Below are 20,367 nucleotides of genomic sequence, written 5' to 3'. Positions count from 1 at the left end.
CCCGTGTGACGGGCTATTTCAGGGATCAGCGGCCCCAAATCCGTACACCAATCCCTGCATGAGCGAGCTTGCTTGCGAAAACCCCCCAAGCGCCGCGGGCCACCTGACCCCCCGGGCCATCGTTAACGACCCTCGCGAGCAAGCTCGCTCCTACAGGAGGCAGGTTCCATGAGCGATCTGGATCGTTATCTAAACGCCGCCACGCGCGACAACACCCGACGCAGCTACCGCGCAGCCATCGAGCACTTTGAAGTCAGCTGGGGCGGCTTCCTGCCCGCAACCGCCGATAGCGTCGCGCGTTATCTGGTGGCCCATGCCGGCGTGCTATCGATCAATACCCTCAAGCTGCGCTTGTCTGCGCTAGCCCAGTGGCATAGCAGCCAGGGTTTTGCCGATCCCACCAAGGCGCCGGTGGTGCGCAAGGTTTTTAAAGGGATTCGCGCGCTGCATCCGGCACAGGAAAAGCAGGCCGAGCCTTTGCAGTTGCAGCATCTGGAGCAGGTGATTGCCTGGCTTGAGCGGGAGGCGCAGATCGCCCTGGCCGAACATGATCAATCGGGCTTGCTGCGAGCCAGGCGTGACACGGCGCTGATCCTCCTGGGATTCTGGCGGGGTTTTCGCAGTGACGAGCTATGCCGGGTGCAGATTGAGCACGTCCAAGCCAGCGCCGGTGCCGGCATTAGCCTGTACCTGCCGCGCAGCAAGGGTGATCGCGACAATCTCGGCAAGACCTACCAGACGCCAGCGCTCCAGCGCTTGTGTCCGGTGCAGGCGTACATCGCCTGGGTCAACGCCGCCGCGCTGGTACGCGGCCCGGTGTTTCGCGGTATCGACCGTTGGGGGCATTTGAGCGATGAGGGTTTGCACCCCAATAGCGTGATTCCGCTATTGCGCCAGGCGTTGCAGCGAGCGGGCATCGCCGCTGAACACTACACCAGCCATTCCTTGCGGCGGGGTTTTGCCACCTGGGCCCATCAGAGTGGGTGGGATCTGAAATCGTTGATGAGTTACGTCGGCTGGAAAGACATGAAATCGGCAATGCGCTACGTCGAAGCCAGTCCGTTCCCCGGCATGACGCGCCTTACTGAAAAGCCATTGGCGTCCTAGATTCCATTTTCTTCTATTAATAGAGTTGGCTAATAGCGAAAGCCAATCAGCAGCATGAGGTTTGCCAATGAGCCATCGAGGGATTGGATAGGTAGGATTCATCTCATCAACTTATCAACCCCTGACGGAGAGTCATCGATGCCTATCATCAACAGCCAAGTTAAACCCTTTAAAGCTGACGCCTTCAAAAACGGCGACTTCGTAAAAGTCTCAGACGCTGACCTCAAAGGCAAATGGTCGGTCGTCTTCTTCTACCCAGCCGACTTTACCTTCGTGTGCCCAACCGAGCTGGAAGACCTGGCCGACAACTACGAAACCTTCCAGAAGCTGGGCGTCGAAATCTACAGCGTTTCCACCGACACCCACTTTGCCCACGCTGCCTGGCACAACACTTCGCCAGCCATTGGCAAAATCCAGTACACCATGATCGGCGATCCGACCCACGCCATCTCCCGCAACTTCGACGTGCTGATCGAAGAGGCTGGCCTGGCTGACCGTGGCACCTTCGTGATCAACCCGGAAGGTCAGATCAAGATCGTCGAACTGAACGATGGCGGTGTTGGTCGCGACGCTTCCGAGCTGCTGCGCAAAATCAAGGCCGCTCAGTACGTAGCGGCTCACCCAGGCCAGGTTTGCCCGGCCAAGTGGAAAGAAGGCGAGGCCACTCTGGCGCCGTCCCTGGACCTGGTCGGCAAGATCTAAGTCTGTGACAAAAGCCTCGTCAGGGCGGGTTTCCGCACCTCAGTAAGCTGCAACCGCCCAATAAAAACGCCCGGGCGAGACTCGTTCGGGCGTTTTTTTATGCCTGCTTTATATGAATCAGCAAAAAGGAAATCGCCCGTATGTTGGACGTCAATCTTAAAGCCCAGTTGAAGTCATACCTGGAACGGGTCACCCAGCCGATCGAGATCGTTGCCTCCCTCGACGACGGTGCGAAATCCCGGGAAATGCTTGAATTGCTGAAAGACGTCGCCAGTCTTTCCAACCAAATTACCTTGCTCGACAACGGTCACGATGCACGTAAACCATCGTTCTCGATCAACCGGCCGGGTGCCGATATCAGCGTGCGTTTTGCCGGTATCCCCATGGGCCACGAATTTACTTCGTTGGTACTGGCCCTGCTGCAAGTAGGCGGCCATCCTTCGAAAGCCAGCGCTGAAGTGATTGAACAGATTAGTTCGATCAAAGGTGAGTTCAGCTTCGAGACTTACTTCTCGCTGTCCTGCCAGAACTGCCCGGACGTGGTGCAGGCGTTGAACCTCATGGCGGTGCTGAACCCCAATATTCGCCATGTGGCTATCGACGGCGCGCTGTTCCAGGCTGAGGTCGATGAGCGTCAGATCATGGCCGTGCCTAGCATCTACCTTAACGGTGTCAACTTCGGCCAGGGCCGCATGGGTCTAGAAGAGATTCTGGCAAAAATCGACACCAGCGGTATCGAGCGCCAGGCCGAAAAAATCAGCGCCAAAGAAGCTTTTGATGTCCTGGTTGTGGGCGGTGGCCCGGCCGGTGCATCGGCCGCAATCTACGCCGCTCGCAAAGGCATTCGCACTGGCGTGGCAGCTGAGCGTTTTGGAGGCCAGGTGCTCGACACCATGGCTATTGAGAACTTCATTTCCGTGCAGGAAACCGAAGGGCCAAAACTGGCCGTAGCCCTGGAAGAGCACGTCAAGCAATACGACGTCGACATCATGAACCTGCAACGCGCCGACAAGTTGATCCCAGGCAGGGACGGGCAACTGCACGAAGTTCATTTCGCCAGTGGTGCAACGCTCAAGGCCAAGACCGTGATTCTGGCGACCGGCGCAAGATGGCGGGAAATGCACGTTCCCGGGGAGCAGCAGTACCGCAACAAAGGTGTGGCGTACTGCCCGCACTGCGACGGCCCGCTGTTCAAGGGTAAGCGCGTGGCGGTGATCGGCGGCGGTAACTCCGGCGTCGAAGCGGCCATCGACTTGGCCGGAATCGTGTCCCATGTGACGTTGCTGGAGTTCGATGCACAACTGCGTGCCGATGCCGTATTGCAGCGCAAGTTGCACAGTTTGCCGAACGTGACCGTGATCGCCAGTGCACAAACCACTGATGTGACCGGCGACGGACAAAAGGTCAATGGGCTGCGTTACAAGGATCGTCAGTCAGGCGAACTGCGCACCGTCGAGCTGGAAGGGATCTTCGTGCAGATTGGTTTGCTGCCCAATACCGACTGGCTCAAAGGCACCATCGAGTTGTCGCCCCGTGGTGAGATCATCGTCGATGCCCGGGGTGAGACTTCGATGCCCGGCGTGTTCGCTGCCGGCGACGTGACGACGGTGCCGTATAAACAGATCGTGATTGCGGTGGGCGAGGGCGCCAAGGCTTCCCTTAGCGCATTCGATCACCTGATCCGCACCTCGGCGCCGGCATAAACGCCAAGGCTGAAAACACAAAACCCCATGACAGAGCATGGGGTTTTTTGTGCGAGGTCGAAAACCGTAGGGGGCGGCTTCAGAGCGGAGCGGGCTGGATGATTTCGACCCAGTAGGCATCCGGGTCCTTGATGAAGGCCAGGCTTTTCATGCGGCCATCGGTCAGGCGTTTCTGGAAGTCGCAGCCCAGTGCTTCAAAGCGCTCACATGCGGCAACGATGTCAGGGACCGAGATGCAGATATGACCGAATCCCCGCGGGTCGGTGTTGCCATTGTGGTAAGCAAATTCCGGGGCATTTTCAGTGCCGTGGTTGTGGGTCAGTTCCAGGATGCCTGGGATCGACTTCATCCATTCGGTGCGTGCAGCGGCGTCAGCCGGGATCTGCCCTTTGTCGATCAGTGCCAGGAAGTAGAGGCTGAATTCGGCTTCCGGGAAATCGCGTTTTTCCACCAGGGAGAAACCGAGGATTCGCGTGTAGAAATCCAGCGACTTGGTGATGTCTTTGACCCGCAGCATGGTGTGGTTGAAGACGAACTTCTGCGTGGCGCTGTCGGGTTGTGCGGTGACGCCAGGGAAGGTGTTCAATTCGTGCAGGCTCATGGGCCCTCCGGTCAATAAATGGGCTAACGAATGGCAGCAATGATACGCAAGGGATTCGACATCACCAAACCCAAAGCGTCCGCTATTGCCTGACAGTCGGAGCGGGCCCAGACTTGAAGACTCAAACCTTGAGTACAACTGTGCAATGATTCGATTCTGTTTGTTGACCGGCCTGGTGTCGGTAATTGCCGCGGCCCAAGCAGCACCGCCGCTGATCACCTGGCCTGGCGGCTGGGAGGTAGAAGCCGCTCCCCAGGCCGACGCCGCCTCGAAAGTCTCGCGCCAACGTGCAGTAAAAAACGATCCGGGCGGTATGCCCTTGCTGGTGATGGAGCTGACCATGACCCCGGTGGAACCCGGGCATCAGGTCAACCTGCAAGGCGTATTGCTGGAAATGCGCAAATCGGTACAAAAGGACTTTTTCCAGGGCGGATATCAAAGTGTTTGTAACAAGATCCATGCGGCCCGCCTGAGTGATTTGCAGGCCCTGGAGACAACCTGCACCATTACCCAGAACGGACGACACGTGCTCACTCAGACACTGGTTGCGGCAGTGGGCTCCGATAAGGCATACGTACTTTCTTATGCAGGACAGGCCGAGGCCTACAAGGCCGGAAAAGATGAGATAGCAGCGGCTCGCAACAATTTGAAACTGTAGTTGTGATCATGCAAGTTGAATAGGGTTGTCCTAAAATATTAAGCAAAAACTTAGTGGCGATATGTATAAAAAGCCCTGTACGGGCAGGGCTTTTTTATGACTGCAAGTACTTACCCGCGCAGCCAGGACTCAACCATCGACGCACCGTACTGTTCCTTCCAGGATTTCAGGCCGCGGTGGTTGCCGCCCTTGGTTTCAATCGATTCACCGGTGTGTGGGTTGTGATAGACCTTGACTACGCGAGCACGCCGGGTTTTTGGGGCGGATGCCAACTGCAGGCTCGATTTCGCGGGGTTCGGATCGAGAAGGGCGATGATGTCACGCAGGCTCTTGCCATAGGTTTTCATCAGCCCCTGGAGCTTCTCTTCAAATTCCATTTCTTTCTTGAGCCCGGCGTCGTTCTTCAAGGTCTCAAGCTGCTTGAGCTGCTCTTGAAGGGCCTTTTCAGCGGCACGAAATTCAGCGAGTCTGGACAATATATTTACTCCAATAGTGTATGTGACTGATGCCTGCCGCAAACAAAGCTATAAGCCAGGCGCGTTGAAGCGACTCGGTGCTAGTGGCTCGTTCGCGCATATTTGTGCGAGCAGTAAAAAGTGTAGTGGTTAACGCGAAAAGAGTAAATAATGAACTTTTCTACATGTAACAACAGCCGCGTGTCGAAGTGTTCGCGCGCGGCGTCATTAGTGCTCCGTTCGAGTCGATAAATTAACGTTTTGTTAATGCCTTAATGAACTGCGCGCCGGGCATCGGTCGCGCGAACAGATAACCCTGCAGGAAACCGACACCACGAGCCGTCAGATAATCACTTTGCTCTTCGGTTTCCACACCCTCTGCAACGATGCCCAGATTGAGCTTCACCGAGAGCTCAATAATGCTGTCGAGGATATGCCCCGACAGCGCATCGGCGCCGATCATGGCGACGAAACTCTGATCGATTTTCAGGAAGTCGACATTGAACTGACGCAAGTAGCCGAGGCTCGAATGCCCGGTGCCGAAGTCATCGATGGCGATATTTACCCCGAGATCATGCAGTTGTTCGAACAGTTGGTGGGTGATGTCAGTGGGGACGATCAGTTCTCGCTCGGTCAACTCCAGCACCAGGCAGACCGAGCCCGGAGTGAAATGGCTGAGGAATTCGCGGCAATCGTTGATCAGTTGCAGGTCCTTGCAATGACTGGCAGTTATGTTGATGCCGATGCGCAATGGTTGATCGAAAGAGCTGGCGATGGGCGCGAGGAGTTCGGCGGTTTGTTGCATCAATGAGCGGGTCATGGGCACGATCAGCCCGGAATGTTCGGCAAAGGGGATGAACAGGTCTGGCCGCACCAGGCCCTCTTTCGGATGGTTCCAGCGCATCAGCACTTCGGCGCCCGACCACTGTTTGCTGTCGCCCGACACCACTGGCTGAAAGTACGGAACAAATTCCCTGGCTTCCAGTGCCCGTTGCATCTCGACACTTGGCGAAGTCGAACGCTTCTGCAGAATGTGCCCGATCAGCCCGGAGATCACGCCAAAAAAAATCAGCAGGCTGAATAGCGGCGGGTACTCGGTGCTGATGTAGCGCCAGGTCTCGCCTTCGGGGAAACCCGCTGTCACGTTAAAGGCATAATGTTGCGAGTCTAGGGCCGTTTGCGCCACAGGCAAGACGGGCAGGGGGCCCTCGTGGAACTGCCCATTGGCGTCAAGCCAGTTAGGGCCTACCTGCAACAGCAAGATGCTCTTGCGCCCGATCAGACGCAGGATATTGCTCAGGTGATAACCGTCCAGGGTGCTCAATGCGCCCTGTTCGCCTTTGCGCAGCCGATAGACCAGCAAAGCGGTGTCAGGTGTCACCGGGTTACCCTTCATCAGCAGTAACTGCCCTTGGTTATAATCACCCGGCATTATTTTTTCGTGAGCTTCACCGAACAGCGAGCTGCAATAGAGCGTGTCGTCCCACAACAGGCTCGTCGAGCGTACAAAGGGGCGGCGGGTGACTTGTTCGCGCAGGGCCAGTTTGACGTCGACACAAGGCTGACCGGCCAACGGCAATAGTTCTTCTGCTGCCTGGGCGGTGTTGTCGAGCATCAGGTCGAATTGAAGGATGGCCTCTTCGGCAGTCAGGCGCGAACTCTGCTCCAGGGCGCGTTGCGCCTGCAGGTAAAGAATCACAACGCCCAGCAGGATCGGCAGCAGTGCGCTGAGCAGGGTGACGATGATGCGGAAACTGCGTTTGCGGCGGGTGTTGGTGCTCAATTGCATTTGGTAAACCTGGGTGACGAGATAGGGCTCTCAACTGCTGGCAGGACAACCACAGGCCTTCCAAAAAGAGTGTGACAGCGGCCATGATAGTTGGCCTTTGGCCAGTCTGCCCGGGACAATACACCCCTTACGCGACAGCGTTGAATGAGGATTTGATACAGAAGGCGGACAAATATGTTTACGCTGTGTAGAATCCGGTTACGCATACAAGAATAATCGTCTTCTGGCAGCAGAAGCCTCGCCCGTCTTAGCCTTGGGTCGACAATGAAGATATTTGGGTTTCAACTGATCTATGGTGACTTCCTCGCGCGCAGCGTGAGAGGTATCTCCTGCGCGCCGCCCGCCGACCTCAGCATTGCCAGCAACTAACATTTGTTATTTCAGCTGTTAATTCTAAAAGCATGATGAGGCGCCAACCATGGCAGATTTATACGAAAACCCAATGGGCCTGATGGGCTTCGAGTTCATCGAATTTGCATCGCCAACCCCGAACACCCTGGAGCCGATCTTCGAGATCATGGGCTTCACCAAGGTGGCGACCCACCGCTCCAAGGACGTGCACCTGTATCGCCAGGGCGCGATCAACCTGATCCTCAACAATGAGCCCAACAGCGTTGCCTCGTACTTCGCGGCCGAACACGGACCGTCGGTGTGCGGCATGGCGTTCCGCGTCAAGGATTCGCAGAAGGCCTACAAGCGCGCTCTGGAACTCGGCGCCCAGCCGATCCACATCGAGACCGGCCCGATGGAGCTGCACCTGCCGGCGATCAAGGGCATCGGTGGTGCGCCGCTGTACCTGATCGATCGTTTTGGTGAAGGCAGTTCGATCTACGACATCGACTTCGTATTCATCGAAGGCGTGGACCGCAACCCAGAAGGCGCGGGCCTGAAGATCATTGATCACCTGACCCACAACGTCTATCGCGGCCGCATGGCGTACTGGGCGAATTTCTACGAGAAGCTGTTCAACTTCCGCGAGATCCGCTACTTCGATATCAAGGGTGAATACACCGGTCTGACCTCCAAGGCCATGACCGCACCGGACGGCATGATCCGCATCCCGTTGAACGAAGAGTCGTCCAAGGGCGCCGGGCAGATCGAAGAGTTCCTGATGCAGTTCAATGGCGAAGGCATCCAGCACGTGGCCTTCCTCAGCGACAACCTGATCGACACCTGGGACCGCCTGAAGAAGATCGGCATGCGCTTCATGACCGCGCCGCCTGAGACCTACTACGAGATGCTCGAAGGCCGTTTGCCGAACCATGGTGAGCCGGTCAACGAACTGCAGATGCGTGGCATCCTGCTCGACGGTTCGTCGGAGTCGGGCGACAAGCGCCTGCTGCTGCAGATCTTCTCGGAAACCCTGATGGGCCCGGTGTTCTTCGAGTTCATCCAGCGTAAAGGCGATGATGGATTTGGCGAAGGCAACTTCAAGGCGCTGTTCGAATCGATCGAGCGGGATCAAGTGCGTCGTGGCGTGCTGAGCACTGATTAAATCGTTACACCGTAAAAACTGTGGGAGCGAGCCTGCTCGCGATAGCGATTGTGCTTTCAACGTTAATGTTGACTGACACACCGCCTTCGCGAGCAGGCTCGCTCCCACATTGTTTTGTGGTGTTTCTAGGGCCGGCGATGGCGCATCAAATGCTTGAACCCTTCAAACACCAGTACCAATACCGCCATCCAGATCGGAATGTAGGTCAGCCATTCACCGGGCTTGATGCTTTCCCCCAGCAACAAAGCCACCCCCAGCAACAGCACCGGCTCAACATAGCTCAACAGCCCGAACAAGCTGAACGGCAACAAACGGCTGGCGATGATATAGACCACCAGCGCCGACGCACTGATGACCCCAAGCAGCGGAATCAGCAGCGACAACCACGGGTACAGGTCAAACACCGCAAAGCCCTGGTCGCCACTTTGCACAAGCCAGAACGCCACCGGCAGGGTCAGCGCCATGTCCAGCCACAGGCCACCCAGGTTGTCTGATTTCAGGCGTTTGCGCAGTACAAAAAATGTTGGATAACCGATGCACACCAGCAGGGTCGCCCAGGAAAAACCACCCACCTGGTACAGCTCGTTGATCACCCCGAGGCAGGCGAACACCACCGCAACTTTTTGCAGATAGGACAAGCGCTCGCCAAAGGCGATTCTTCCCGTGAGTACCATGGTCAAAGGCAGCAGGAAATACCCCAGCGAAACATCAAGGCTGTAGCCGTTGAGCGGCGCCCACATGAACAACCACAGCTGCACGCCGAGCAGGGCAGAGGAGGCGACCAGGCCGGCAATTAATTTCGGCGTGGCGATAACACGTCGTACCAGCTCGACCACCCGCTTCCATTCGCCGGACACCACCATGTAAACGGTCATGCACGGCACGGTCAGCAGCATGCGCCAGCCAAAAATCTCCACGCCGCTCAAGGGGGCGAGCAGCGAGGTGTAGTAATACATGACGGCAAACAGCACGGAGGCCGTGACCGATAGAGCGATGCCTTTAGACAACTTGTCCTCGCGACGGTGGAGGTAAGACGGGGTGTGGAGGATACGTGCTTTCAATAGCAAATATTGACTGATTGATCAATTCAGGCCCTGTGGGATTTGCGGCTGTAATAGCAGTTACCTGTCAACATTGACAGTTACGCGGTTTTGAAAAAAGCGATCTACTTCTCCCCAACGCAGAACGGCGGGAGGCTTTTGGACTGTTCCCGACAGTATTCGGTCTGCTTTCGAACTCGAGCGCCATGGGAGCCCATGGTGGCAGTGGTGAACACGGAGAGCGACAACATGTCAGGTCAAGATAATAAGGAGCAACCAATGCCTGTCGGGCAAGCAACATCCGGCGGGGCCGCAACATTGGTTGTTCAAGATCCGGATGTCAGACATATCGTGATAGCCGGGGACACTACCGGACTAATACTCCGGTCAACGCTGAATACAGATCAAAAGACCACGATCGTTACATGGGGTGGAACGCTGCCGGACGCTCCCCCGGACGTTGATTATTTCAGGCTCCAGATTGCGCGTGGCGGCAGTAACGAGTGGACAGTATTGACAGAGCATTCCTTCACCGGTGGGGATACCTGGGCACAGTTGGACTTCACTATCCCCAGCGTATTTCTGGTGGATTCGGAAAACGAAGGTGCTTTCGACCTCAGGTATGAGCATGTCAGCCATCAAGGATCTACTGACCACTCCAACCGCGTACGCATCTTTATCGATAAGATCGCTCCGAATGCAGGGATACCTCCGAGCAAGATGGTGTTCTCCATCACGTCTCCCATCATCGATACAACGTTTGGCACGGATGATTTCCTGGAGGCAACAATTCCCAACTGGACCGGCGATCCAGTTGGCACCAAGGTCGCCTTCGCTTGGTTGAAAGGCGAGTTGCCCGAAGATCCCGCTGGCATCCCTCTGATCGGACCGGAGCCGATCCTCGCCGGCGGCAAGGTAAAAATCCCCAAATCCCGATTCACGGATGCGGGGGACGGCCTGTGTTGCGGGGGGTACATCCTGATCGACAAGGCGGGCAATCCCAGCGCGCTGTCTTTGTATGAGCTCATGTCGGTAGCGCTGGGGCCCTTACCGCTTGTGCCTCTGGCTAAGCCTGAGGTTACGGATTCTACCGGTGGGGAGCTGCTTCGCTCGGACATCATCAATGGTGGAGTCATCGTCCATATAGACAAAATAGCCAACGGCAAAGAAACCGACACCATCGTCGTCAAATGGAAAGATCAGGAGCTTAGACCCGGTACACCTGTGGGACCTAACCCAGTTAACGGTTTTGACATTTTCGTGCCGTGGGAGATAATTTTGCGGGTTTATGGTAGTGCGACTGGCAGTGTGGATACCCCTGTAAGTTACACGGTGGAGCGCGGTGTCGAGCCTTTTGGCTCGGCGGTTGAAACCGTTAAATGTAACCTGTCCAATACCGGGCCGGTGAACCCTTTGCCGGAACCTGGCAACCCCGATTTGACGGCGGTCACGATTGTAGGGGATTCCGACGTAGATAACGTATTGGTCTCTGCCGATGAGAACAAGGATGTATTTGCCAAAATCCCGCTCGTCGCACCCTTGGTCACCGGTGATGTGTACCAGGTCATGTGGAACGGAACACCGATCGGTAATCCCTATGTTATCGATATACTGGACGACAGCGCGGGGGACACTATCGAGATCAAGCTCGACTGGGACGTTATCCGCAGCCAAGGCCCCAACGATGCTATGCCAGTGTGGTACTTGCTGACGAACCCGGGCCACGCAAACCCGCAAGAACCGAAAATCCGTACACCGGTTGAGATCAAGTTCCTGGTCCTGACAATGCCGCCGGCCGAACCTTTGCATACGACCGATGGCCGATCCCTTACCTGTCGTTCCTTGCGCTGGAACGACGCCAGCACCAGTTACGGCTTCCAGTACAGAATCCCACCAAGTGTTCACATGAACGCGGGCGATGACGTCAAGGTGACGTGGGAGGCGTATAAAAATTTTACGACTCCGGAACACGTGGCCGGCGCCAAGAAAGAATTCACCTTCACCAACATTTCTCAAGAGCAGGCCGATGAGGGAATCGTGTGGCTTATCGAACCTTTCGGCACTCACATCCAGCCTATTTTCGTCACCGGCATTTCGTGGGGTAAAGGCGAAGTGACCTACACGATTACGGGAAAATCCGATCAAGTTCAGGGATGATTCAGGGCATTCCGCACTTGCCAAACTCTTCGTGGTGCTTATGAGCGGTGTCGGCGACGATGTGACTCGGATGGGGGCGAATATGGGAAGAACGGGGCGATCCGTAACAAGAACTGTTAAGTCCGGCTCCTCGCATGCCGGAAGGACAGGTCGGCCCGGCGCATCCGGTATGTCGAATGTCACAGATGATATGGCGGGGCTTAATATTAAGAGATCTCCTTCAGCAGGGCCAGATCCAGAGCCGGCGCCGGACTACGACTTGGATGTACTGGATAATGGGGCTGCTGGAGGTAATGTACGTTCTGATGTACCCCGGCCGACGAAGATCAAACTGCCGAAATGGAAAGAACATAACCCTGAGCATAATAAGAAACACTTTCCAGAAGCGTATGCAGATGCGCTAAAGATGAGTAAGGAAGGCTCAACTATAGGACCACATGAAACCATACCAGGTGCGGTATGGATGACAGGTAGGGGGCAAGAACGGTTAGATATATATTTTGATTTGCCGGTGCGCAACCGGGTTCTACGTATGCCAGATCTCGCGCGACGGACTAAAGACCGATTCGGCTTTAACGTGTAAGGGATGTTTTTGATCGATGGTGTCTTGAATGTATCCGCATTCCATGCGGATACATTTTAATCAAGTACTTCGCAACCCACTCACCCGCGCAAACTCCATCAACCCACCGTCATGCACAAGTCCCAACTTGTCCATGGCGGTACGTTTTTGCCTGCTGATGGTTTTTTCGCTGCGGTTCAGTTGCGCGGCAATTTGTCGCCCGGACAGTCCCTGGGCAAACAACCTGACCACTTCGATTTCCCGGTTCGAGAGGCTCACTGAAGGTGTGTTCGAACCAGCGATGGGCAAGGCCTGGGCATCGAGAATCGCGGCAAAAGTCGGGCAAAGGTATCGACGTCCCCTAGCGGTAGAGTAAACCGCTCGTTTCAACTCGCTCAAGGCGCTGCGCTTGTCGAACAGGCTATTCACACCGACATTGAGCAAGGCTTGCAACAAGGAGGGGTTGCGCAACATGGTTATCACAATCAGCGGCAGGGAGGCGAAGTGCCGTTTGAGGTAACTCATCAATGCCAGCCCATCGGGGAAGCATCCATAAGGCATCACGTAGTCGCTGATCACCAGGTCACAGGGCGTGCGCTGCAGATGATGGATCAGCTCATCGGCATTTTCAGCCGTGGCGACCACTGAATATGGGGTGTCGGCATAGGAGGAGAGCACCATTTCGATGCCCGAAAGCACGACCGGATGATCGTCGGCGATGATGATTCGCAGCGCTTTGTTGGGTTGATGCCCATGGGGCACTGGCGTGTCGTCACAGGCATTGGCGCGGGAGAGTTCAAACGGTTGGGATCGAGGTATGGGGGCCAGCATCATGAAAGTCTCAACAGGGGTCAATGACAGGCCGACCGCTGAAGAGACGTGGTTCAAGGTGCGTGAATCAGACCTCGTTCCAGTGCCATGACCATGGCGGTCCAGCGCGACCTCACGCCGAATTTTCGGCGGATATTGCAAAAATGGTAATTCACACCAGCCTCGGTGCATTGGATGATCTGCGCGATTTCCCAGGAGGATTTACCAATGGCGGCCCACTGCAAAAGCTCCTGTTCCCGCGCCGTCAGCTTGATCGCTTCAGGTTGTGGGCGCTCTGGCGGCTGGAAACCGGTCTGGGTTGGCGATGATCGAACCGACACGGTATTGGCACGGTACATAGTTGAATCTCCCATTCATCATCATTGACGGCGTGGGCGCGGTGGAATCTTCCTACATCTTGATGGCATGGTTCGCGCGACCGTCCTTCAGGCACCTGACTTCAGGGCTGGAGGCTCGGTTTCCTTATAGCGCGAATCACCCCGCTTGGAACCTGTCACAAATTACAGGTAGTGGACTTTAATCGGACTTCGCAGAACTGGCTGTCAGCAAAGGGATCAAGCTGTGTAGGAGATATCTCTGAATTTTTTATCACCCCATCCGTTCGTCGATTTCAAGGTGGTACTGGCGCGCGGCGCGATTTGAGATAGGGTTGACTCAGGAACTCGCGCGATTGGAGAAATACATGCGCTATTCAGGCTTGACCCAACGCATCGCCGGTGAAGGCGCTGCGGCCTGGCAGATTCATAACCGCGCGCTGCAAATGCGCGAAGAGGGTGTCGACGTACTGCTGCTGTCGGTCGGCGACCCGGATTTCGATACACCCAGCCCCATCGTCCAGGCCGCCATCGACAGCTTGCTGGCCGGCGATACCCACTACTCGCAGGTGCGCGGAAATCGGGCTTTGCGCGACAGCATTGCCCGCCGTCATCGGCGTCGAAGTGGTCAGGTGGTGGATGCCGACCATGTGATCGTGATGCCTGGCGCGCAATGCGCGGTGTATTCGGTCGCGCAGTGCCTGCTTGATCCGGGTGACGAAGTAATAGTCGCCGAGCCGATGTACGTGTCCTATGAAGGCGTGTTTGGCGCGTGCGGCGCCACCGTGGTGCCGGTGGCGGTCCGTCCGGAGAACGGCTTTCGGGTCGATCCGGCGGATGTTGAGGCCCGGATCACCCCCAAGACCCGCGCGCTGTTGCTCAACAGCCCGAACAACCCCTCCGGCGCCAGTTTGTCGCTGACAATCTGGAAGGAGCTGGCCTTGTTGTGTGTACGTCACGACCTGTGGTTGATCAGTGACGAGGTCTACGGTGATCTGCTGTACGAGGGCGAACACACCAGCCCGGCCAGTCTGCCAGGCATGGCCGAGCGCACTGCGACCATCGACAGCCTGTCCAAATCCCATGCTATGAGCGGCTGGAGGGTGGGGTGGGTGATCGGGCCCAAACCCTTGAACGACCATCTGGAGCATCTCTCGTTGAGCATGCTGTTTGGCATTCCGGAGTTCGTTCAAAAGGCGGCGCAACTGGCGCTGGATGAAGATCTTCCGGAGGTTGCGCTGATGCGCGAAGAGTATCGCCAGCGGCGCGACCTGGTGTGTGCGAGCCTGAACCAATGTCCTGGTATCCGGGCCATTCGGCCGGATGGCGGGATGTTCGTGATGGCTGATGTGCGCCAGAGCGGGTTGTCCGCTCAGCATTTCGCTGAGCGGCTGCTGCAAGGGTATGGCGTGTCGGTGCTGGCAGGTGAGGCTTTCGGGCCGAGTGCGGCGGGGCATATCCGCATCGGCCTGGTGGTGGACCAGCGCAAACTGGCTGATGCATGTCGACGGATTGCGCTGTGTGCCATGGACCTTCTGGAAGCGCGGCGGGCCTGAGAAAAGATCGCAGCCTGCGGCAGCTCCTACGGATGTACGCGTTCCGATGTAGGAGCTGCCGCAGGCTGTAATCTTTTGATCTTAGTCTTTCCAGGCCGCCCGATTCACCAGATTTGCCGGACGCTCACCCGCCAATGCCGCCAGCAGATTATCGACCGCACACCGAGCCATCGCCTCCCGGGTCTCATGGGTTGCCGAGCCCATATGCGGCGTTGCCACCACGTTGTCCATCTGCAACAGCGGCGAGTCGTAGTTCAGCGGCTCACGCTCAAACACATCCAACCCCGCCGCGCGAATCTGCCCCGCACGCAACGCCTCGATCAACGCCGCTTCATCCACCACCTTGCCCCGGGAAATGTTGATGAAGATGCTTTGTGGTCGCATCAGGGCAAATGCCTCTGTGCCGATCAACCGTTCGGTTTCAGCGGTCAATGGCAAGGTCAGGCAGATGAAATCCGCCTGTTGCAACAGCTCGCTCAGGCTGCGGTACTGCGCATTAAAGCGCTGCTCGACTGCTGGCTTTGGCGAGTTACTGTGATAGATCACCGGCATGCCGAACCCGCAATGCCCGCGTTGGGCGAGTGCTTCGCCGATGCGGCCCATGCCGATGATACCCAGGGTTTTGCCGTGCACGTCGCTGCCGAAATGTGCGGGGCCAAGGTTGCGGTTCCAACTGCCTGCGCGAACCATGTTCGCCAGTTCTACCACGCGTCGGGCGGCCGCGAGGATCAACGCAAAACCGGTGTCGGCGGTGGTTTCGGTTAGCACGTCCGGGGTATTGCTCAGCAAGATGCGCCGCTCGGTCAGGTATTCGATGTCGTAGTTGTCGACGCCCACTGAGACGCTGGCGATGGCTTCCAGGTCAGGCGCAAGATCGAGCAGTTCGGCATCCAGCTTCAGGCTGGCACCGAGCAGGCCATGGGCGCGGGGCAGGGCATCGCGCAATCGGGCCAGGCCATCGGCGTCGAGGCGTTCGATCAGCGTCACTTCGGCCTGCGCGTGCAGGCGAGCCATCTGCAGCGGCGAGAGTTTTTTGTACAGAACAACCTGCTTTTTCATTGTCATGATCTCGATCAGGAGTGGGCGGCAGCGCGGGTTAAGCCGACCGTGGGACGCTCCCGGTCACTGGCGCCAGGTTTGAGGCAAATGGTCAGCACCACCGAGAGCATCAGCGCGCCGCTCATGAGCAGGTACGAAGCACCGGGCGAACCGGTGGCGCTGTTCAGGTAACCCACCAGGTAGGAGCCGCCGAACGAACCCAGCGCGCCCATGCTGTTGATCAACGCCATGGCGCCGCCGGCAACGTTGGCCGGGAGGATTTCCGGAATGATGGCGAAAAACGGCCCGTAAGGCGCATACATGCTGGCACCAGCAATCACCAACAAGGTGTAGGACCACCAGAAGTGTTCGGCGCCCAGCGCGTAGGACCCATAGAAAGCAATCGACGCGATCAGCAGCGGCGGCCAGACGAAACGCTTGCGTTTTTGCAGCTTGTCCGAGCCCCAGGACACCAGCAGCATGCCAATGACGGCCGCCAGATAGGGTAGCGCCGAAAGCCAGCCGGCTTCGATCATGTCCATTTGCGCGCCAGCCTTGAGAATCGATGGCAGCCATAGCACGAAGCCGTAGACACCGATGCTCCAGCAGAAAAACTGCAAGGCCAGGAGGATGACCTTGGGTGAGCGGAACGCTTCGGCGTAGTTCTTCACCGCTTTGATGCCGACCTGCTCGGCGGCCAGGGCGCTTTCCAGATCGTTTTTTTCCTGGTCACTGAGCCACTTGGCCTGAGCCGGACGATCGTCCGCCAGGCGCCACCAGATAAAAGCCCAGAGCACCGCCGGCAGACCTTCGATAATGAACATCCAGCGCCAGCTGTAATGCTGCACCAGATACCCCGAAACCACTGACATCCACAGCATGGTGACCGGGTTGCCGAGGATCAGAAAGGTGTTAGCGCGGGAGCGTTCGGCGCGGGTGAACCAGTGACACAGGTAGATCAGCATCGCTGGCATCACCGCAGCTTCGACCACCCCAAGCATGAAGCGGATGACGATCAGCCAGTAGGCATTGGAGACGATCCCGGTCAGGGTGGCCAGCCCGCCCCAGAGGATCAGGCTGACAAATATCAGCTTTTTCACGCTGTGCTTTTGCGCATAAATCGCGCCCGGTACCTGGAAGAAAAAGTAGCCGAGGAAGAACAGGGCGCCGAGCAGGGATGACAGGCCTGGGGTGATCATCAGATCTGCCGCCATGCCCGAGGCAGCCGCGAACCCGTAGTTGGCGCGGTCCAGATATGCCAGGCTGTAGGTGATAAACACGATGGGCATGATGTACCACCAGCGGCGGGTGGCGAGGGTTGCGGTTTTCATGGTGGTGCTCCTGAGCTTGTTGTTTTTGTCGCAGCAGGTAACGAATTCGAAATCTTCAGTGAATGGTCAGGCCTCATCGCGAGCAGGCTCGCTCCCACAGGGGATTTGTGTTGGAATCCGGTCCAGTGTGGGAGCGAGCCTGCTCGCGCTGGCGGCCTCGAACTCTACGGACATCTCGGATCGGGTCGGCAACCCCTCCATATCCCCCCGACTTTGCACCGCCCGGCTGCCAATCCAGTTGGCCCGCTGCACAGCTTCGGTAAAACTGTGGTTGTCGAGCAGGGCGCTGATGATGCCGACGGCGAATCCATCACCGGCCCCGACGGTATCGACCACCGTTTTCACCGGAACGCCGTCGACAAAACCGGCATCCAGATGCGTGCGGTAGTAAGCGCCATGCGGCCCCAGCTTGATCGCCACCGCTTCGGCGCCCTTATCGAGGTAGAAGGCGGCGATGTCGGCCGGATCGTCGAAACCGGTGAGCAAGCGACCCTCACTCAGCCCCGGCAACACCCAATGCGCGAGTGCGGCGAGGCGGTTGATCTCGCTGATCATCTGTTGCTCGCTGTCCCACAGGCCGGGGCGCAGGTTCGGGTCGAAGGAAACGCTGCGCCCGGCCTCGCGCATGCGGGTCATCAATTCGAACGACATCTGCCGTGCGGTTTGCGATAGCGCCGGTGGGATGCCGGTGGCGTGCAGGTGTCGGGCCTTGAGCAAATGGGGCACGATCGAGTGCGGCGACAGGTGGCTGGCTGCCGAACCGCGACGGAAGTACTCGACGGCGGGGTCGCTGCCATCGTCAGTGCGGGATTTGAGCTGGAAACCGGTAGGGTGGGCGAGGTCAATATCGACGTGGCGGCAATCCAGACCTTCCTTTTCCAGCGTGTCGATGACAAACCGGCCCAGGGAATCGGCACCCACCCGACTCAACCATGCCACCTTGAACCCCAGCCGCGACAAGCCAATGGCGACATTGCTGTCGGCCCCGGCAATGCGTTTGCGGAAAGCGCTGACACTGGACAGGTCGCCGGCCTGTTCGGCGACGAACATCGCCATGGTTTCGCCGAACGACAGAATATCGATCTCAGACATGGGGGAAGTTCCGCTTCGATTGGCCCAGGTGGGCGAGGGTGGCGACGTGTTCGCGGGTCAACTGCACCAGGTCATCGCCCTGCAACGGGTATTCCGCCGCGCGCATGACGCCTTGGGCCATGTGCCCCAGCAGGTGTTCCCACTGTTGCAAGTCGCTGGCGGCGGGCGGGATAGCGACCAGCTTGCCGTCGGCGCGACGGGTCACCGCTTTGCAGTGCACATAACCCACATGGCGACCGAGCAATCGCGCAGCGCTGGCAGCCGACTGGTCCTGCCAGTGCCAGTTGCCGATGTCGAAAGTCATCTTGATGGGGAGATTGTGCCGCTCCACTGCATCGAAAAAACGCTGGAAGGGTTCGATGCGACCGCCGTGCAGGGTCTGGTCGTTCTCAACCAACAGCTGCACCGGGCTCTGGGCGAGTGTGCGAGTCAGGGCCGCAAGGTCGCTGTTGTCCGTGAAGTAACCCAAGGACACTTTCAGCCATTTGGCCCCGCATGCCTCGGCTCGCTGCAACGCGCCGATCAGTTCGCGATTGGGTTTGGACTGGCCGGCCAGCCACATTTCCATTGGCGAGGAATACACGCTTTCAAGGCCCCCGGCTTTAGCGGCGGCAGCGAGTTGCGCGGGGGCTTCGACGGTGAGCAATTCTTCGCGCCATTCGATGCGAGTGGCGCCGGCGCTGGCCAGAATATCGATGAAGCTGCCTTGGCCACGCTGGCGCACTAAGTCGGCGCCGTAGCTGGACAGGCTGATGGAAACGGCGGGTTTATGCATTGTATTTTTACCTCTGAAACCGGTTTCATTTTTGCTCGAAACAATATCGACGTGCAGGGTTGTAGTGTTTCTTCGCGCCCCATTGCGAGTAGGCTCGCGATGGGGCCGGTACATTCACCGCAGATCTCCAAGAGTCGACCCCCGCACAATCAATCGCGCGGAAAAATCCAGCGTCCTCACCGCCCCGTCATCCCCCCGCAAACGCTTGAGCAAACACTCGAACGCGCTGGCGCCAATCTCGGTGGTCGGTTGGGCGAGCGCGGTGATGCCGCTGCCCACCAGGGGGTACCAATCCAGGTCATCCAGGGCAATCAGTCCCACGTCCTCGAACAGGTTGCACCCAAGTTCACGCAATGAATGGGTACTGGCCAACGCCGCAATCCCGTTCGCGCAAAACAGCGCTTTCGGGCCGGGGCCATGTGTGTCGAGGAAGGTTTTCATATTCGCCGTCAGCTCGCTGCCGGTTTCGATGATCGTCCCGCGAAGCGCGGGCCGCTGCTCGATCCGCGCCTTGAAGCTGCTGACCCGTTCGATCCGCGAACTGGTGCCGTCAAAAGGCTCGGTCACCATTATTACGTCGCGGTAACCACGTTCTTCAAGGTGGGCGAGGGCCATGTCGACGGCTGCAGGATTATCCAGCCCAACCATATCGCTTTCGAGGAGCTCGACCTTGCGATCCACCAGCACTAGCGGCATCTCCCGGTGTAATTCAAGCAATTCGTCTCGGTGATGGCCAAGGGTGTTCAGGATCAAACCTTGAATGTTGTAAGAGCGCAGCAGGGCCAGATGCAGGCGTTCCTGCTCGTCATCGCGGTCGGTGTTGCACACCACCAGGCTGTAGCCGTGCTGGCGGCATGCGGTTTCCACGCCATGCATCACGGCAATCGAATAGGGGTTGCGGATATCGGCCACCAACATGCCGATCAGGCGGGTTCGGCCGCGCTTCAGGCCGCGGGCCATCTGGTTCGGGCGATAGTCGAGCTCGGTGATCGCCTGTTCGATGCGCAAGGCTATGGCATCAGAGAGCAGGGCGCGGTCGTCGCCGATGAACCGCGACACGCTGGCCTTGGAGACCCCAGCGCGCTCGGCAACATCGAGCATGGTTACGCGGCTGCGTTGGGCGGCGGAGAAACTGTTCACGGGCACGACCTTATTATTGAA

At 57.8% G+C, this 20,367-nt stretch carries 19 protein-coding genes; 8 read left to right on the top strand and 11 right to left on the bottom strand.

What is annotated here, in order from left to right:
- Nucleotides 1-168 precede the first annotated feature (168 nt).
- From L9059_RS09700 to ahpF, 3 genes are all read left to right on the top strand, one after another.
- On the top strand, nucleotides 169-1,107 hold the full coding sequence (locus L9059_RS09700) for a site-specific integrase (protein ID WP_247290379.1): 939 nt from the start codon (nucleotides 169-171) through the stop codon (nucleotides 1,105-1,107).
- A gap of 138 nt (nucleotides 1,108-1,245) precedes the next feature.
- Complete coding sequence (gene ahpC, locus L9059_RS09695) at nucleotides 1,246-1,809, top strand: alkyl hydroperoxide reductase subunit C (protein WP_247290377.1); 564 nt, start codon at nucleotides 1,246-1,248, stop codon at nucleotides 1,807-1,809.
- 140 nt (nucleotides 1,810-1,949) lie between these two features.
- Nucleotides 1,950-3,512 carry an alkyl hydroperoxide reductase subunit F gene (ahpF, locus tag L9059_RS09690; RefSeq protein WP_247290375.1) on the top strand — a complete coding sequence of 521 codons (1,563 nt, stop codon included), beginning with the start codon at nucleotides 1,950-1,952 and terminating at the stop codon, nucleotides 3,510-3,512.
- Between the two features lie 79 nt (nucleotides 3,513-3,591).
- Here ahpF and gloA read toward each other — a convergent pair whose 3' ends face one another.
- Nucleotides 3,592-4,113 carry a lactoylglutathione lyase gene (gene gloA / locus L9059_RS09685; protein WP_247290373.1) on the bottom strand — a complete coding sequence of 174 codons (522 nt, stop codon included), beginning with the start codon at nucleotides 4,111-4,113 and terminating at the stop codon, nucleotides 3,592-3,594.
- A 145-nt stretch (nucleotides 4,114-4,258) separates the two neighbouring features.
- Between gloA and L9059_RS09680 the strand changes: the two genes are divergently transcribed.
- The gene (locus L9059_RS09680) at nucleotides 4,259-4,771 is read left to right on the top strand and encodes a DUF4946 domain-containing protein (RefSeq protein WP_247290371.1); all 513 of its coding nucleotides are present in this window, start codon (nucleotides 4,259-4,261) and stop codon (nucleotides 4,769-4,771) included.
- Between the two features lie 110 nt (nucleotides 4,772-4,881).
- Here the strand turns inward: L9059_RS09680 and L9059_RS09675 are convergent, their stop codons facing one another.
- Together L9059_RS09675 and L9059_RS09670 are read right to left on the bottom strand one after the other, a co-directional pair.
- Nucleotides 4,882-5,247, bottom strand: a complete 366-nt coding sequence (locus L9059_RS09675; RefSeq protein WP_247290370.1) for a histone-like nucleoid-structuring protein, MvaT/MvaU family — start codon at nucleotides 5,245-5,247, stop codon at nucleotides 4,882-4,884.
- Nucleotides 5,248-5,479: 232 nt separating this feature from the next.
- A complete protein-coding gene (locus tag L9059_RS09670; RefSeq protein ID WP_247290368.1) occupies nucleotides 5,480-7,015 on the bottom strand; it encodes an EAL domain-containing protein in 1,536 nt (511 codons plus the stop codon).
- 418 nt (nucleotides 7,016-7,433) lie between these two features.
- Between L9059_RS09670 and hppD the strand changes: the two genes are divergently transcribed.
- A complete protein-coding gene (gene hppD, locus L9059_RS09665) occupies nucleotides 7,434-8,510 on the top strand; it encodes a 4-hydroxyphenylpyruvate dioxygenase (RefSeq protein ID WP_122840599.1) in 1,077 nt (358 codons plus the stop codon).
- 125 nt (nucleotides 8,511-8,635) lie between these two features.
- Here the strand turns inward: hppD and rarD are convergent, their stop codons facing one another.
- Nucleotides 8,636-9,517 (bottom strand): EamA family transporter RarD, encoded by an 882-nt coding sequence (rarD, locus tag L9059_RS09660; protein WP_247290366.1) that lies wholly within the window; start codon nucleotides 9,515-9,517, stop codon nucleotides 8,636-8,638.
- A 282-nt stretch (nucleotides 9,518-9,799) separates the two neighbouring features.
- Here rarD and L9059_RS09655 point away from each other — a divergent pair, with 282 nt between their 5' ends.
- A complete protein-coding gene (locus L9059_RS09655) occupies nucleotides 9,800-11,707 on the top strand; it encodes a hypothetical protein (protein WP_247290365.1) in 1,908 nt (635 codons plus the stop codon).
- A 169-nt stretch (nucleotides 11,708-11,876) separates the two neighbouring features.
- The gene (locus L9059_RS09650; RefSeq protein WP_247290363.1) at nucleotides 11,877-12,290 is read left to right on the top strand and encodes a hypothetical protein; all 414 of its coding nucleotides are present in this window, start codon (nucleotides 11,877-11,879) and stop codon (nucleotides 12,288-12,290) included.
- 60 nt (nucleotides 12,291-12,350) lie between these two features.
- Here L9059_RS09650 and L9059_RS09645 read toward each other — a convergent pair whose 3' ends face one another.
- Both L9059_RS09645 and L9059_RS09640 read right to left on the bottom strand, forming a co-directional pair.
- Nucleotides 12,351-13,103 carry a response regulator gene (locus L9059_RS09645; RefSeq protein WP_247290361.1) on the bottom strand — a complete coding sequence of 251 codons (753 nt, stop codon included), beginning with the start codon at nucleotides 13,101-13,103 and terminating at the stop codon, nucleotides 12,351-12,353.
- A gap of 50 nt (nucleotides 13,104-13,153) precedes the next feature.
- Nucleotides 13,154-13,453: a helix-turn-helix transcriptional regulator gene (locus L9059_RS09640; RefSeq protein WP_247290359.1), complete on the bottom strand. Its 300-nt coding sequence runs from the start codon at nucleotides 13,451-13,453 to the stop codon at nucleotides 13,154-13,156.
- Nucleotides 13,454-13,782: 329 nt separating this feature from the next.
- Here L9059_RS09640 and L9059_RS09635 point away from each other — a divergent pair, with 329 nt between their 5' ends.
- Nucleotides 13,783-14,970, top strand: coding sequence for a pyridoxal phosphate-dependent aminotransferase (locus L9059_RS09635; RefSeq protein ID WP_247290358.1), 1,188 nt, complete (start codon nucleotides 13,783-13,785; stop codon nucleotides 14,968-14,970).
- Between the two features lie 81 nt (nucleotides 14,971-15,051).
- Here the strand turns inward: L9059_RS09635 and L9059_RS09630 are convergent, their stop codons facing one another.
- From L9059_RS09630 to L9059_RS09610, 5 genes are all read right to left on the bottom strand, one after another.
- The gene (locus tag L9059_RS09630) at nucleotides 15,052-16,029 is read right to left on the bottom strand and encodes a 2-hydroxyacid dehydrogenase (protein ID WP_247290356.1); all 978 of its coding nucleotides are present in this window, start codon (nucleotides 16,027-16,029) and stop codon (nucleotides 15,052-15,054) included.
- 14 nt (nucleotides 16,030-16,043) lie between these two features.
- Nucleotides 16,044-17,339 carry an MFS transporter gene (locus L9059_RS09625; RefSeq protein WP_247290354.1) on the bottom strand — a complete coding sequence of 432 codons (1,296 nt, stop codon included), beginning with the start codon at nucleotides 17,337-17,339 and terminating at the stop codon, nucleotides 16,044-16,046.
- Nucleotides 17,340-17,405: 66 nt separating this feature from the next.
- On the bottom strand, nucleotides 17,406-18,431 hold the full coding sequence (locus L9059_RS09620) for a sugar kinase (RefSeq protein WP_247290352.1): 1,026 nt from the start codon (nucleotides 18,429-18,431) through the stop codon (nucleotides 17,406-17,408).
- The gene (locus L9059_RS09615; protein ID WP_247290350.1) at nucleotides 18,424-19,206 is read right to left on the bottom strand and encodes a sugar phosphate isomerase/epimerase family protein; all 783 of its coding nucleotides are present in this window, start codon (nucleotides 19,204-19,206) and stop codon (nucleotides 18,424-18,426) included. The genes L9059_RS09620 and L9059_RS09615 overlap by 8 nt, the downstream gene beginning before the upstream one ends.
- A gap of 114 nt (nucleotides 19,207-19,320) precedes the next feature.
- Nucleotides 19,321-20,346, bottom strand: a complete 1,026-nt coding sequence (locus tag L9059_RS09610; RefSeq protein WP_345894295.1) for a LacI family DNA-binding transcriptional regulator — start codon at nucleotides 20,344-20,346, stop codon at nucleotides 19,321-19,323.
- Nucleotides 20,347-20,367 lie beyond the last annotated feature (21 nt).

This window comes from Pseudomonas violetae (assembly GCF_023072615.1).
Taxonomy (GTDB): Bacteria; Pseudomonadota; Gammaproteobacteria; order Pseudomonadales; family Pseudomonadaceae; genus Aquipseudomonas; species Aquipseudomonas violetae.
Note: the sequence above shows the minus strand (reverse complement) of the source record. Positions and strands in the feature narration are given on the sequence as shown.

What these genes read in the sequence shown, in the direction of transcription:
- L9059_RS09700 (WP_247290379.1), top strand. Translation starts at nt 169, where the DNA reads ATGAGCGATCTGGATCGTTATCTAAACGCCGCCACGCGCGACAACACC.
- ahpC (WP_247290377.1), top strand. Translation starts at nt 1,246, where the DNA reads ATGCCTATCATCAACAGCCAAGTTAAACCCTTTAAAGCTGACGCCTTC.
- ahpF (WP_247290375.1), top strand. Translation starts at nt 1,950, where the DNA reads ATGTTGGACGTCAATCTTAAAGCCCAGTTGAAGTCATACCTGGAACGG.
- gloA (WP_247290373.1), bottom strand. Translation starts at nt 4,113, where the DNA reads ATGAGCCTGCACGAATTGAACACCTTCCCTGGCGTCACCGCACAACCC.
- L9059_RS09680 (WP_247290371.1), top strand. Translation starts at nt 4,259, where the DNA reads ATGATTCGATTCTGTTTGTTGACCGGCCTGGTGTCGGTAATTGCCGCG.
- L9059_RS09670 (WP_247290368.1), bottom strand. Translation starts at nt 7,015, where the DNA reads ATGCAATTGAGCACCAACACCCGCCGCAAACGCAGTTTCCGCATCATC.
- hppD (WP_122840599.1), top strand. Translation starts at nt 7,434, where the DNA reads ATGGCAGATTTATACGAAAACCCAATGGGCCTGATGGGCTTCGAGTTC.
- L9059_RS09655 (WP_247290365.1), top strand. Translation starts at nt 9,800, where the DNA reads ATGTCAGGTCAAGATAATAAGGAGCAACCAATGCCTGTCGGGCAAGCA.
- L9059_RS09650 (WP_247290363.1), top strand. Translation starts at nt 11,877, where the DNA reads ATGTCGAATGTCACAGATGATATGGCGGGGCTTAATATTAAGAGATCT.
- L9059_RS09645 (WP_247290361.1), bottom strand. Translation starts at nt 13,103, where the DNA reads ATGATGCTGGCCCCCATACCTCGATCCCAACCGTTTGAACTCTCCCGC.
- L9059_RS09640 (WP_247290359.1), bottom strand. Translation starts at nt 13,453, where the DNA reads ATGGGAGATTCAACTATGTACCGTGCCAATACCGTGTCGGTTCGATCA.
- L9059_RS09635 (WP_247290358.1), top strand. Translation starts at nt 13,783, where the DNA reads ATGCGCTATTCAGGCTTGACCCAACGCATCGCCGGTGAAGGCGCTGCG.
- L9059_RS09630 (WP_247290356.1), bottom strand. Translation starts at nt 16,029, where the DNA reads ATGAAAAAGCAGGTTGTTCTGTACAAAAAACTCTCGCCGCTGCAGATG.
- L9059_RS09625 (WP_247290354.1), bottom strand. Translation starts at nt 17,339, where the DNA reads ATGAAAACCGCAACCCTCGCCACCCGCCGCTGGTGGTACATCATGCCC.
- L9059_RS09620 (WP_247290352.1), bottom strand. Translation starts at nt 18,431, where the DNA reads ATGTCTGAGATCGATATTCTGTCGTTCGGCGAAACCATGGCGATGTTC.
- L9059_RS09615 (WP_247290350.1), bottom strand. Translation starts at nt 19,206, where the DNA reads ATGCATAAACCCGCCGTTTCCATCAGCCTGTCCAGCTACGGCGCCGAC.